This is a genomic window from Aquabacterium sp. (assembly GCF_034003525.1).
GTDB lineage: Bacteria > Pseudomonadota > Gammaproteobacteria > Burkholderiales > Burkholderiaceae_C > Aquabacterium.
In genome coordinates, this window is the sequence record NZ_JAVEYN010000001.1 from 190,399 (window position 1) to 203,712 (window position 13,314).

A 13,314-nucleotide genomic window follows, 5' to 3' on the forward strand; every position below is an offset into this window, starting at 1 on the left:
AATTTTCAGAAAGGTTCTGGACAAAGAAACGCCCCCAAGAGGGGGCGCGCGGGCGTATCAGTTTGCCATCAACCCACCCACTTGCGGGCGTTGCGGAACATGCGCAGCCAGGGGCTGGCCTCGCTCTTGTCGCCGCTGGTCCAGCTCATCTGGATGTTGCGGAACACGCGTTCCGGGTGCGGCATCATGGCCGTGAAGCGGCCATCGGCCGTGGTCACGCCAGTCAAGCCGCCGGGCGAGCCGTTCGGGTTGAACGGATACACCTCGGTGGGCGCACCGGTGTTGTCCACGTAACGCAACGCCTGCTGCACCTTGGCCAGGTCACCGCGCTGCGAGAAGTTGGCAAAACCTTCCCCGTGCGACACGGCGATCGGCATGCGGCTGCCGGCCATGCCCTGGAAGAACAGCGAGGGGCTCTCCAGCACTTCGACCAGGCTCAGGCGTGCTTCAAAGCGGGTACTCTGGTTGTGCGTGAACTTGGGCCAGTCGTGCGCACCCGGGATGATCGGGCTCAGCGCTGCCAGCATCTGGCAGCCATTGCACACACCCAGCGCAAAGGTGTCGTCGCGGCCGAAGAAGGCAGCGAACTGGTCGGCCAGCTTCGGGTTGAACATGATCGAACGGGCCCAGCCTTCGCCAGCACCCAGGGTGTCGCCGTAGCTGAAGCCGCCGCAGGCAATGAAGCCCTGGAACTGGTCCAGACGGGCACGGCCGGCCTGCAGGTCGCTCATGTGCACGTCGAAGGTGTCAAAGCCACCTTGCGCCACGGCATACGACATCTCGACATGCGAGTTCACGCCCTGCTCGCGCAGGATGGCCACCTTGGGACGTGCCTTCTGGATGAAGGGCGCGGCCACATCGTCGGTCGGATCGAAGGTCAGGCTCACGTGCATGCCGGGGTCGGCCGCCTTGCCAATGGCCTCGTGCTCGCTGTTCGCGCAAGCGGGGTTGTCGCGCAGCTGGGCAATGCGCCAGCTCACTTCGTCCCAGGTCTTGTGCAGCTGTTCCACCGGGGCGGCAAACACCGGCTTGGCATCGCGCCACACTTCCAGCGTGTGCTTGGTGTTGGGCTTGCCGATGACGTGGCTGTGCTGGCTCAGGCCGTGCTCGCGCAGGGTCTGCAGGGCCGCATCGCGGTCGGCGGTGCGCACTTGCAGCACCACGCCCAGCTCTTCGTTGAACAGCGCCTTGAGGGTCAACTCGTTGCGACGCTCACCCACCTGACCGGCCCAGTTCTTCGAGTCGCCGAAGTCGGCGCGGCTGTCTTCCACGCCGGTGCTCTCGGTCACCAGCATGTCCACGTTCAGGCTCACACCGGTGTTGCCGGCAAAGGACATTTCGGCGACCGTGGCCCACAGGCCACCGTCACCACGGTCGTGGTAGGCCAGCAGCTTGCCTTGGGCGCGCAGCGCGTTCACGGCGTTCACCGTGGCCTTGAGCATCTCGGGGTTGTCGCAATCGGGCACCTCGTTGCCGAACTGGCCCAGCACCTGGGCCAGCATCGAGCCGCCCATGCGCTTCTTGCCCTCGCCCAGGTCGATCAGGATCAGGCTGGTGTCCAGCGCCTGGCCATTCTCCGACGTCACCAGTTGGGGCGTCAGGGTCGGACGCACATCGGCGATCGAGGCAAACGCCGTCACGATCAGCGACACCGGCGCGGTCACCTGCTTGGTGGCACCGTTGTCCGACCACTTGGTGCGCATGGACAGCGAATCCTTGCCCACGGGGATGGACACGCCCAGTGCCGGGCACAGCTCCATGCCCACGGCCTTCACCGTGTCATACAGGGCAGCGTCTTCGCCAGGCTCGCCGCAGGCGGCCATCCAGTTGGCCGACAGCTTCACGCGCGGCAGCTCGATGGGTGCAGCCAGCAGGTTGGTGATGGCTTCGGCCACCGCCATGCGGCCCGATGCAGGGGCGTTGACCGAGGCCAGCGGCGTGCGCTCGCCCATGGCCATGGCTTCACCGGCAAAGCCCTTGAAGTCGGCCAGGGTCACGGCCACGTCGGCCACGGGTACCTGCCACGGGCCGACCATCTGGTCACGGTGATTCAGGCCACCCACGGTGCGGTCACCGATGGTGATCAGGAAACGCTTGCTCGCCACGGTGGGGTGACGCAGCACGTCCACGGCCACCTGGTCCAGGCTCACGCCGGTCAGGTCGATCTGGCCGCCATCCCACTGCACGCGCTTCACATCGCGATGCATCTTGGGCGGCTTGCCCAGCAGCACGTCCATCGGCATGTCGACAGGCTTGTCGGCCTCAGGCTGGGTCGTGTCTTCCAGGATCAGCTCGCAGGCCTCGGTGGCCACGCCGATCACGCCAAAGGGGCAGCGCTCACGGTTGGCCATCTCGGTGAAGATCGGCAGCGACTCGGGCGCAATCGCCAGCACATAGCGCTCCTGGCTTTCGTTGCACCAGATTTCCTTCGGCGCCATGCCAGTCTCTTCCAGCGGCACCTTGCTCAGGTCGAAGCGGGCGCCCTTCTCGGCACCGTCCACCAGTTCCGGGAAGGCGTTGGAGATGCCACCGGCACCCACGTCGTGGATCGCCAGAATCGGGTTGTTCGCCCCCAGACCCCAGCAGTGGTTGATCACCTCTTGCGCACGGCGCTCGATTTCGGGGTTGCCACGCTGCACCGAGTCAAAGTCCAGTGCCGCCGAGTTGGTGCCTGCAGCCATCGACGAAGCGGCCGCACCGGCCATGCCGATGCGCATGCCCGGGCCACCCAGCTGAATCAGCAGCGTGCCCGCATCGAACTTGATCTTCTTGGTCTGATCGCTGCTGATGGTGCCGATGCCACCGGCAATCATGATGGGCTTGTGATAGCCCCGACGGATCGCGTCAGCACCCTCACCCACGGTCTGCTCGAACACACGGAAGTAGCCACCCAGGTTGGCGCGGCCAAACTCGTTGTTGAACGCGGCGCCGCCCAGCGGGCCTTCGATCATGATCTGCAGCGGGCTGGCGATGTGCTCGGGCTTGCCGAACTGCTCGGCTTCCCAAGGCTCGCTGGTGCCCGGCAGGTTCAGGTTGGACACCGAAAAGCCCGTCAGACCCGACTTCGGACGCGAGCCACGGCCGGTGGCACCTTCGTCACGGATTTCACCACCTGCGCCCGTCGAGGCACCGGGGTACGGCGAAATCGCGGTCGGGTGGTTGTGGGTTTCCACCTTCATCAGCACATGGGCCAGCTCTTCGCGGGCCTGGTACTGGGGCGCATTGGTGTAGCCAGCGGGCATCCAGCGCTCAATCTGATGACCCTCCATCACCGACGCGTTGTCGCTGTACGCGATCACGGTGTGCTGGGGGTTGAGTTTTTCGGTGTTGCGGATCATGCCGAACATCGACAGGTCTTGTGCCTGGCCGTCGATCGTGAACTCGGCGTTGAAGATCTTGTGGCGGCAGTGTTCGCTGTTGGCCTGCGCAAACATCGTCAACTCGACGTCGGTCGGGTTGCGCTTCAGGCCGGTGAACGCCGTCACCAGATAGTCGATTTCGTCGTCCGACAGGGCCAGACCGAAGGTCACGTTGGCCTCTTCCAACGCCTTGCGGCCCTGGCCCAGCACGTCCACGTGCGCCATCGGGGCGCCCTGCTTCTCGTCGAACAGGTGGCGGGCCTCCTCGCGGCTGGCCAGCACGCTCTCGGTCATGCGGTCATGCAACAAGGCGGCGCAGGCTTGCAGATCTTGGGCGGCCAGGCCCTTGGCACCGCCCATCAGGGCACCAATCACGCCGGCCTTCACGGTCAGGCGATACTCGGTCACGCGCTCGACACGGCGAACGGGCAAACCGCAGTTGTGGGCAATGTCGGTGGCCTTCGAAGCCCAGGGCGACACGGTGCCCAGGCGCGGAGCCACCACGATCAGGTCACCGTCGACCGGGCCTTCATAGGCGTCGCCATAGGTCAGCAAGGCCGTGAGCTTGTCCAGCTCGGCATGGTCGTGCGACTGGTCCAAGGCGACCCAGTGCACAAAGCGCGCGTGAACGCCGGCAATGCGGGGGTTGATGGCTTGCAGCTTGGGCAGCAGGGCCTGGACTTGGTGCGGAGCCAGGGCGTTGCCGCCCTCAAAGTGCATCAGGGTGGACATCACGGGGGTGGTGCGTTCGGTCACGGCGTGGGGGCCTGGGTTGACTTGCACGCATCGTGTGCGCGCAAGCTGTCGTGAGGAAAAACCGCAATTTTACCGGCCTCACGCCGCCCATGCCGCCCCGAGGCCTTCAATCTGATGCCCCTGACGCGGCAAGCAGCTCAGGAATTGCGGATAATTCGTATCCATGAGCATCACCATCAAGACAGGCGCCGAGATTGACGCCATGCGCAAGGCTTGCCGTCTGGCCTCCGAGGTCCTCGACTACCTGACCCCCTTCATCAAGCCCGGCATCACCACCAACGAGATCGACAAACTCTCGCTCGACTACATGGTGAACGTGCAAGGCACGAAGTCGGCCACCATTGGCTACGCTCCTCCGGGACACATCCCCTACCCTGCCTCGCTGTGCACCTCGGTCAACGAGGTGGTCTGCCACGGCATCCCCAACGACATCCCGCTCAAAGACGGCGACATCATCAACCTCGATGTCACCATCATCACGCCGGAGGGCTGGTACGGCGACAACAGCCGCATGTTCGTGATCGGGGAAGGCAAGATTGCCGCCAAGCGCCTGTGCTCGATCACCTTCGAGGCCATGTGGAAGGGCATCGAAAAGGTCAAACCTGGCGCACGCCTGGGCGACATCGGCCACGCCATCCAGACTTTTGCAGAGAACGCCGGCTACTCGGTGGTGCGTGAATACTGCGGCCACGGAATCGGCCGCAAATTCCACGAAGACCCGCAAGTGCTGCACTACGGCCGCCCGAACACGGGCGTCGAGCTCGTGCCCGGCATGATCTTCACCATCGAGCCCATGATCAACATGGGCAAGCGCGAGATCAAAGAAGGCCGCAAAGGCAAGGCGCCCTACGACGGCTGGACCATCGTGACCAAGGACCGCTCCCTGTCGGCGCAGTGGGAGCACACCGTGCTCGTCACCGAGACCGGCTACGAGGTGCTCACCCTCTCAGCCGGCAGCCCTCCACCGCCTGATTTCATCCCGGCGGACAAAGGCACCGCCGCCTGATGCACCCTGGCCCTGACGATACTTCTCGTCAGGGCCTTTTTCTTGCTTGCGTCACAGGCCTTGATCCCCTGACCCCTTGCACACCATGCCCCTGGACATCGCCGCCCTGCGTCAGCAATTTCGCACCGCCAAATCCGAACTGCTCACCCAGTTCCAGCACAGCCGCCCGACCAGCGCTTCGGCCAGCCTCTTTTTGAAGCGCATGGCCCAACTGGTCGATGACACGCTCACGACTCTGTGGCAGGCCCACGCCCTGCCCGCCGAGGCGGCGCTGGTGGCCGTGGGCGGCTACGGCCGCGCCGAGCTCTTCCCGCACTCCGACATCGACGTGCTCTTGCTGTTGCCCGTCACCCCGCAAGCGGGCTGCAACGATGCCCTGACCTGCGCCATCGAAGGCTTCATCAGCGCCTGCTGGGACACCGGACTGGAGATTGGCTCGAGCGTGCGCACGGTGGCCGAGTGCATCGAAGAGGCTCAACGTGACGTGACGGTGCAGACCTCCTTGCTCGAAGCGCGCTACCTGTGTGGCGACCGCAGCCACTTCGAGACCCTGCAGCAAGACGCGATGGCCCACATGGACGTGCGCGCCTTCATGACGGCCAAGATCCTGGAGATGCGCCAGCGGCACACCAAGTACGAGGACACGCCCTACTCGCTGGAGCCCAACTGCAAGGAAAGCCCTGGCGGCCTGCGCGACTTGCAGGTGGTGATCTGGCTGGCGCGCGCGGCGGGCTTGGGCAACAACTGGCAGGACCTGGCCCGCAACGGCCTGCTCACGCCCTTTGAAGCCCGTCAATTGGCACACAACGAGGGCGTGCTCAAGCTCATCCGCAGCCGCTTGCACCAGATTGCCGGTCGCCGCGAAGACCGGCTGGTGTTCGACCTGCAAGCGGCGGTGGCCGAGTCCTTCGGCTACGAGAACACCAAAGCCTTGCGTGCCAGCGAAGTGCTGATGCGCCGCTACTACTGGGCCGCCAAGGCGGTCACCCAGCTCAACCAGATCCTCATCCTCAACATCGAAGAGCGCGTGCTGGGCTCGCAGGATGCACCGATGCGCGTCATCAACGAGCGCTTCCTTGACCGCGGTGGCTTCCTCGAAATCGTCAGCGACGACCTCTATCAGCGCGACCGCCACGCCATCCTGGCCACCTTCCTGACGCTGCAGCAGGACAAGAGCCTCAAAGGCCTGTCGGCCCGCACGCTGCGCGCGCTCTACAACGGCCGCAAGCTGATGGACGGCGCCTTCCGCCGCGACCCGGTCAACCGCGCCACCTTCATGGCCATGCTGCGCGAAAGCCAGGGCCAGACCCATGTGCTGCGCCTGCTCAACCAGACCTCGGTACTGGGCCGCTACCTGTGGGTGTTCCGCCGTATCGTCGGCCAGATGCAGCACGACCTGTTCCACGTTTACACAGTCGACCAGCACATCCTCATGGTCGTGCGCAACATGCGCCGTTTCTTCATTCCCGAGCACGCGCACGAATACCCCTTCTGCACCCAATTGGCCGCTGAATGGGACAAGCCCTGGCTGCTCTACGTGGCCGCCCTCTTCCATGACGTGGCCAAAGGGCGCGGCGGCGACCACTCCGAGCTGGGCGCCATCGAAGTGCGCCGCTTCTGCAAGGACCACGACATCACGGGCGAAGACGCCGAACTGGTCGAGTTCCTTGTCGCGGAGCACCTCACCATGTCGCGCGTGGCCCAGAAGGAAGACTTGTCCGACCCCGATGTCATCCAGGCCTTCGCGCAGCGCATGGGCAATGAACGCCGCCTCACGGGCATGTACCTGCTCAGCGTGGCAGACATCCGTGGCACCAGCCCCAAGGTGTGGAACGCCTGGAAGGGCAAGCTGCTCGAAGACCTGTATCGCCTCGCGCTGCGCGCCCTGGGCGGTGCCCGCCCGCACATGGATGCCGAGATCGAGGCCCGCAAGCAGCAGGCCCGCCAGGCCCTGGCGCTGTACTACCTTCCCACCGGCATCGAAACCCCGCTGTGGAAATCGCTCGACATGAGCTACTTCGCACGCCACGAGGCCGGCGACATCGCCTGGCACGCGCGCATGCTCTACCGCCACCTCCACGATGACAAACCGGTGGTGGCCGCGCGCATTTCCTCCGTCGGCGAGGGCTTGCAGGTGCTGGTCTATGCGCCCGACCGCCCCGACGTCTTCGCCCGCATCTGCGGCTATTTCGACCGCGCCAGCTTCAACATTCAGGACGCGCGCATCCACACCACCGCCAGCGGCTACGTGCTCGACACCTTCCAGATCATGGCGAGCGATCCGCTCAAGTTCGAGGGCGTACGCTACCGCGACCTGATCGCCCTGGTCGAGAACCAACTCGCCGAGGCCGTCGCCTCCGAGGCGCCCCTGCATCAGCCGGTCCGGGGGCGCCTATCGCGTCGTGTCAAATCCTTCCCCGTGCCACCGCGCGTGAGCCTGCGGCCCGACGAACGTGGTCAGCGCTGGCTGCTCAGCGTGTCCGCCAGCGACCGCTCAGGGCTGCTCTATGTCATCGCCCGCACGCTGGCCAAACACGAGGTCAATGTGCAACTGGCCAAGGTCAGCACCCTGGGCGAACGGGTGGAAGACACCTTCCTGGTCACGGGCGAGCCCTTGAAACGCGACAAGGCCCAACTCGCGCTGGAAACCGAGCTGCTCGCAGCGCTGAGCGCCTGAGCGTCCTTGGACCTCAGGCCGGTTCTTTGGGCTCGAGCGACAGCTCCAGCCGGCTGATCTCGTCGCGCAGCATCAGGCTGCGCTTTTTCAGCCGGCGCAAGCTCAGCTCATCGAACGGCACCTGGTCGGCAGCCCGATCGATCAGGTTGTTCAGATCCGCATGTTCCATGCGCAGCTCGATGAGCTGGCGTTGCGGGGAATGCAGATTGGATTGCATGAAAGCGCCGAAGACCCCGATCAGGGGGCATGTCCGAGGGATGATCCTGCCTCTGGGTGACCGGAAGCGGGGCTTTTAGGCATTATAGTTTTCCCCCATGATGACCTCCTCGACCAGTTTCCGCCTTGTCGCCACCACAGGCACCCACCGCGGAGACCGGGCCTATCAGCATGATCAGGTGGCGCTCCTGCCCCATGCCCGCACGACCGGCTGCCTGCTGGCCGTCGTGGCCGATGGCATGGGCGGCAAAAGTGGTGGCCGCAAAGCCGCCGACCAGGTCATCCTGACCGCCAAACAGCTGTTCGAGCGCTACTCGGCCACCCACGACCTGCCCGAGCAGTTCCTCAAGCAACTGGCCGAAGAGGCCCACCTGATGATCAAGCTCACGGCCATCTCGGCCGAGGAGGAGCCGCACAGCACCCTCGCGGCCTTCATCATCAACCCGGACCGCTCGGCCTGCATCGCCCACATCGGTGACAGCCGCGTCTACCACTTCAGTGGTGCCGACATGGTGTTTCGCACCACCGACCACTCCTACGTGCAACGCCTGATCAACGAAGGGCAGATCACGGAAGAGGAAGCCAACACCCACCCGCAGTCGAACCTGCTGACAGGGTGCCTGGGCAGCCCGACCGAGCCGCCGCTGGGCATGAAACACATCACCTGCCTGCACCCGGGTGACACGCTGCTGGCATGCTCCGATGGCCTGTGGCACTACTTCACCCCCAAGGAGCTGGGCGCCATCGTGCACACCCTGCCCCCGCGTGAAGCCGCCGAGATGTTGGTCTCCAAGGCGCGCCATCGCGCCCGAGGCGGCGGCGACAACCTGTCGCTCGCCCTGGTGCGCATCGAGGAATAAGCCCCCTCGACGACGACGCCCTCGCTCAGGCCTGACTCAGGTCAGCGAGGTGTCCACCAAGCGACGCTCTTCGCTCAGGTATTCCTTCGACTGCATCTCGTTGAGGCGCGAGACCGTGCGCGGGAACTCGTGCGACATCGGGCCTTCGGTGTACAGCTCTTCCGGCGGCACGGCCGCCGAGATCACCAGCTTGACCCGACGGTCGTACAGCACGTCGACCAACCAGGTAAAACGCCGCGCTTCCGACGCCAGGCGCACGGGCATGTGCGGCACATCGCTGAGCATGATCGTGTGGAACTGGTTGGCCAGCTCCAGATAGTCGTTCTGCGAGCGCGGGCCGCCACACAGGGTGTGGAAGTCAAACCAGACCACGCCACCCGCCTTGCGACGCGCCTGCAGCACGCGGTGCTCGATGTGCAGCTTCGTGTCTTCGTCGGCCGACTCGGCCAGCTTGTCGAACACCTCGTTCATCTCGCGATCGGTGTCGGCGTTGAGCGGGGTGAGGTACAGGTTCGCCAGCTCCAGCGTGCGGCGGCGATAGTCGGTACCGCTGTCCACATTCACCACCTCCAGCTGACTCTTGAGCAGTTCGATGGCCGGCAGAATGCGGTCGCGGTGCAAGCCGTTCGGGTAGAGCTCGTCCGGATGGAAATTCGACGTGGTGACGATGCTCATGCGGTGGCGGAACATCGCATCCAGCAGGCGGTGCAGAATCATCGCGTCCGTCACATCGGCCACGTGGAACTCGTCAAAACAGATCAGGCGGTGTTTGCGCGCCATGCGCTTGGCCAGCACCTCCAGGGGGTCTTGCACGCCCTTCAACTCATGCAACTGGCGGTGCACCTCACGCATGAACTCGTGAAAGTGCAAACGCGTCTTGCGCTGCAGCGGCACGGCATTGAAGAAGCAATCCATGATGAAGCTCTTGCCGCGCCCCACCCCGCCGTACATGTACACCCCCTTGGGCAAAGGCGGGTAACGCAGCATCTTGGTCAGGGCGTTGGAACGCTGGCCTTTGTAGACAGACCATTCGTCCTGACAACGCTGCAGCGCCGCGATGCCCTTGAGCTGCGCGGCATCGGCTTTGTAACCTCGCTCCACCAGGCTTTGCTCGTACAGCTTGGTGACAGAAATGGCAGGCTTCGTCATGGATCAACACGTCAAGAGACAAGAAAAAGGGGCAGCCAAGCCGCCCCTCCGATGATATTGCGAAGGCAAGATCAGAAGTTCAGCGTCCGCTTGTCCACGGCCAGGGCCGCTTCCTTGGTCGCTTCGCTCAGGCTCGGGTGAGCGTGGCAGATGCGCGCGATGTCTTCGGCGCTGGCCTTGAACTCCATGGCCACCACGGCCTCGGAAATCAGCTCACTGGCCATCGGGCCAATGATGTGCACACCCAGGATTTCATCGGTGGCGGCATCGGCCAGGAACTTCACGAAACCGGTGGTGTCCCCCAGCGCACGGGCACGGCCGTTCGCCAAGAAGGGGAAGGAACCGGCCTTGTAGGCACGGCCCTCCGCTTTCAGCGCCTGTTCGGTCTTGCCGACCCAGGCGATCTCCGGGCTGGTGTAAATCACCCAGGGAATCGTGTTGAAGTTGACGTGGCCATGTTGACCGGCAATGCGCTCGGCCACGGCCACACCTTCTTCTTCAGCCTTGTGGGCCAGCATCGGGCCACGTACCACGTCACCCACCGCCCACACATTGGGCAGGTTGGTCTGGCAGTCGTCGTTGACCACGATGGCGCCACGCTCATCGAGTTGCAGGCCCACGGCTTCGGTGTTCAAGCCGATGGTGTTGGGCACGCGACCGATCGAGATGATCAGCTTGTCGCATTCCAGCTTTTGCTCGGCGCCCTTGGCGTCTGTGTAGGCCACCGTCACACCCTTCTTGGCAGCCTTGATCTCGCCGATCTTCACGCCCAGTTGCAGGTTCAGACCCTGCTTGGTGAAGACCTTCTGGGCTTCCTTGGCCACTTGCTCATCCACGGCCGCCAGGAAGGTCGGCATGGCTTCCAGCACGGTGACTTCCGCGCCCAGACGGCGCCAGACCGAGCCCATTTCCAGGCCGATCACGCCGGAGCCGATCACGCCCAGCTTCTTGGGCACGTCGCCGATGGCCAGCGCGCCGTCGTTCGACAGGATCTGCTTTTCATCGAAAGGCGTACCAGGCAGTGCGCGGGCGTTCGAACCGGTGGCCACGATGATGTGCTTGCCGACCAGGGTCTCGGCCTTCTCGCCAGCGACGGCGATTTCGTAACCACCTTCCACGGCCTTCACGAAGGAGCCGCGGCCATGGAAAAAGCTGACCTTGTTCTTCTTGAACAGGTACAGGATGCCGTCGTTGTTCTGTTTGACGACGTGGTCCTTGCGGGCAATCATCTTGGCCACGTCCATCTTCAGCTCACCCACGGAGATGCCGTGGTCAGCGAAGTGGTGAGCCGCATGATCAAAATGCTCGGACGATTGCAGCAGGGCCTTGGAGGGGATGCAACCCACGTTCGTGCAGGTGCCGCCGGGGGCAGCGCCGCCCTTGGCATTCTTCCACTCGTCGATACAGGCAACCTTGTTGCCCAGTTGAGCGGCGCGGATGGCCGCAATGTAGCCGCCAGGGCCACCGCCGATGACGATGACGTCGAATTGATTGGACATGGTGTGTGGTGTTCAGCAGGTTGAGTCGGGATCATTCGTCCGGAACGAAGATCCACAGCAGGATGTAGAGCAGCAGACCTGCTCCCCAGAACAGAAACAGCAAGGCAAAGGCCATGCGCCAGACCCAGGACTCCATCCCGGTCAGACGCGCCACGCCGCCGCACACGCCGCCAAGCCAGCGGTCATCACGCGAGCGCCGCAGGCGGTTCACGGTCGCCAGCACCGGCGCGCCCACGGGCGGCGTCACGCCGCCCTGGATGACGCGCGCCTTCAACTGCTGAAACTCGTCCTCACTGATCACGCCGCGATCGCGCAGCGTGGCCAGTCGTTCCAGTTCATCAGCGTGGGACATGGCGTGCTCTCTCTGTGTGGGTAGATGCAGATCCCGAGCGAGCCCTTGTGAGGCCCGCCCGGCCGCAAAACTCAAAATCAGATGTCGAACAGCAGGCGCGACGGATCTTCCAGCGCTTCCTTCATGGCCACCAGACCCAGCACGGCTTCGCGGCCGTCGATGATGCGGTGGTCATAGGACATGGCCAGATAGTTGATCGGGCGAACCACGACCTGACCATCTTCCACCACGGCGCGGTCCTTGGTCGCGTGCACGCCCAGGATGGCCGATTGCGGCGGGTTGATGATCGGGGTCGACAGCATGGAGCCGAAGGTGCCGCCGTTCGAGATCGAGAACGTACCGCCGGTCAGCTCTTCCAGACCCAGCTTGCCGTCACGCGCCTTTTGACCGAACTCGGCAATCTTCTTCTCGATTTCCGCGAAGGTCATCTGGTCGGCGTTGCGCAGCACCGGCACCACCAAGCCACGGGGCGAGCCCACGGCCACGCCGATGTCGAAGTAACCGTGATAGACGATGTCGTTGCCGTCCACCGAGGCGTTGATCACCGGGTACTTCTTCAGGGCGTGCACGGCCGCCTTGACGAAGAAGCTCATGAAGCCCAGCTTGACGCCATGTTCCTTCTCGAACTTCTCCTGGAACTTCTTGCGCAGCGCCATGACCGGAGCCATGTTCACTTCGTTGAAGGTGGTCAGGATGGCGTTGGTGGCTTGCGACTGCAGCAGACGCTCGGCCACGCGAGCACGCAGACGGCTCATCGGCACGCGCTGCTCAGGACGCTCGCCCAGGCTCGGACCGGCGGACGGGGCCTGCACAGCAGGCAGCGCCTTGGTGGGCACACCGGTCGGGATGCCGGCCGTCGGCGACACAGCGGCAGCCTTGGCACCACCGGCCACAGCGGCCAGCGCGTCACCCTTGGTCACGCGACCATCCTTGCCCGAGCCAGCCACCTGAGACGCGCTCAGGCCGGCTTCAGCCAACAGCTTGGCAGCGGCGGGCATGGCCACGTCGCCCTTGTTGCCACCGGTGGCAGCAGCGGCTGCGGGGGCAGCAGCCGGTGCAGCGGCGGCGGGTGCAGCAGCGGCCGGAGCCGCCACGACGCCAGCGCTGGCTTCGGTATCGATGCGGGCGATGATTTCTTCGCTCACCACCGAGTCACCGTCGTTGCGGACCAGCTCGACCAGGACGCCGGCGCCGGGAGCCGGCACTTCCAGCACGACCTTGTCGGTCTCGATCTCGATCAGGATTTCATCGGCGGCGACAGCTTCGCCGGCCTTTTTCTTCCACTGCAACAGGGTGGCTTCTGCCACCGACTCGGACAACTGAGGAACCTTGACTTCAATGATTGCCATGATGTGTATCTCCTGTTGCGGTCACTGCTGGCGTGCCCTGCCCGTCCGGCGCCCTTCGTGGGCCAACCGCTTGGACCGGGTCACAGGCACG

The 13,314-nt window shown here is 64.4% G+C and carries 9 protein-coding genes; 3 read left to right on the forward strand and 6 right to left on the reverse strand.

Annotated elements, in window-relative coordinates:
* Nucleotides 1-68: 68 nt before the first annotated feature.
* On the reverse strand, nt 69-4,091 hold the full coding sequence (gene purL / locus RBT42_RS00860) for a phosphoribosylformylglycinamidine synthase (protein WP_320361892.1): 4,023 nt from the start codon (nt 4,089-4,091) through the stop codon (nt 69-71).
* Between the two features lie 187 nt (nt 4,092-4,278).
* Between purL and map the strand changes: the two genes are divergently transcribed.
* Together map and RBT42_RS00870 are read left to right on the forward strand one after the other, a co-directional pair.
* The gene (gene map, locus RBT42_RS00865) at nt 4,279-5,121 is read left to right on the forward strand and encodes a type I methionyl aminopeptidase (RefSeq protein ID WP_320361729.1); all 843 of its coding nucleotides are present in this window, start codon (nt 4,279-4,281) and stop codon (nt 5,119-5,121) included.
* An 85-nt stretch (nt 5,122-5,206) separates the two neighbouring features.
* A complete protein-coding gene (locus RBT42_RS00870; RefSeq protein ID WP_320361731.1) occupies nt 5,207-7,798 on the forward strand; it encodes a [protein-PII] uridylyltransferase in 2,592 nt (863 codons plus the stop codon).
* A gap of 13 nt (nt 7,799-7,811) precedes the next feature.
* Here the strand turns inward: RBT42_RS00870 and RBT42_RS00875 are convergent, their stop codons facing one another.
* Nucleotides 7,812-8,015, reverse strand: a complete 204-nt coding sequence (locus RBT42_RS00875) for a YdcH family protein (protein ID WP_320361732.1) — start codon at nt 8,013-8,015, stop codon at nt 7,812-7,814.
* Nucleotides 8,016-8,112: 97 nt separating this feature from the next.
* Here RBT42_RS00875 and RBT42_RS00880 point away from each other — a divergent pair, with 97 nt between their 5' ends.
* A complete protein-coding gene (locus tag RBT42_RS00880; RefSeq protein ID WP_320361734.1) occupies nt 8,113-8,874 on the forward strand; it encodes a PP2C family protein-serine/threonine phosphatase in 762 nt (253 codons plus the stop codon).
* A 36-nt stretch (nt 8,875-8,910) separates the two neighbouring features.
* Here the strand turns inward: RBT42_RS00880 and zapE are convergent, their stop codons facing one another.
* The 4 genes from zapE to odhB form a co-directional block, all read right to left on the reverse strand.
* Nucleotides 8,911-10,023, reverse strand: a complete 1,113-nt coding sequence (gene zapE, locus RBT42_RS00885) for a cell division protein ZapE (RefSeq protein WP_320361735.1) — start codon at nt 10,021-10,023, stop codon at nt 8,911-8,913.
* 71 nt (nt 10,024-10,094) lie between these two features.
* Complete coding sequence (gene lpdA, locus RBT42_RS00890) at nt 10,095-11,522, reverse strand: dihydrolipoyl dehydrogenase (protein ID WP_320361736.1); 1,428 nt, start codon at nt 11,520-11,522, stop codon at nt 10,095-10,097.
* A 31-nt stretch (nt 11,523-11,553) separates the two neighbouring features.
* Entirely contained in the window at nt 11,554-11,874 is a 321-nt protein-coding gene (locus RBT42_RS00895; RefSeq protein ID WP_320361738.1) for a PspC domain-containing protein, read from the reverse strand.
* Between the two features lie 77 nt (nt 11,875-11,951).
* On the reverse strand, nt 11,952-13,223 hold the full coding sequence (gene odhB / locus RBT42_RS00900) for a 2-oxoglutarate dehydrogenase complex dihydrolipoyllysine-residue succinyltransferase (RefSeq protein ID WP_320361739.1): 1,272 nt from the start codon (nt 13,221-13,223) through the stop codon (nt 11,952-11,954).
* Between the last annotated feature and the right edge of the window lie 91 nt (nt 13,224-13,314).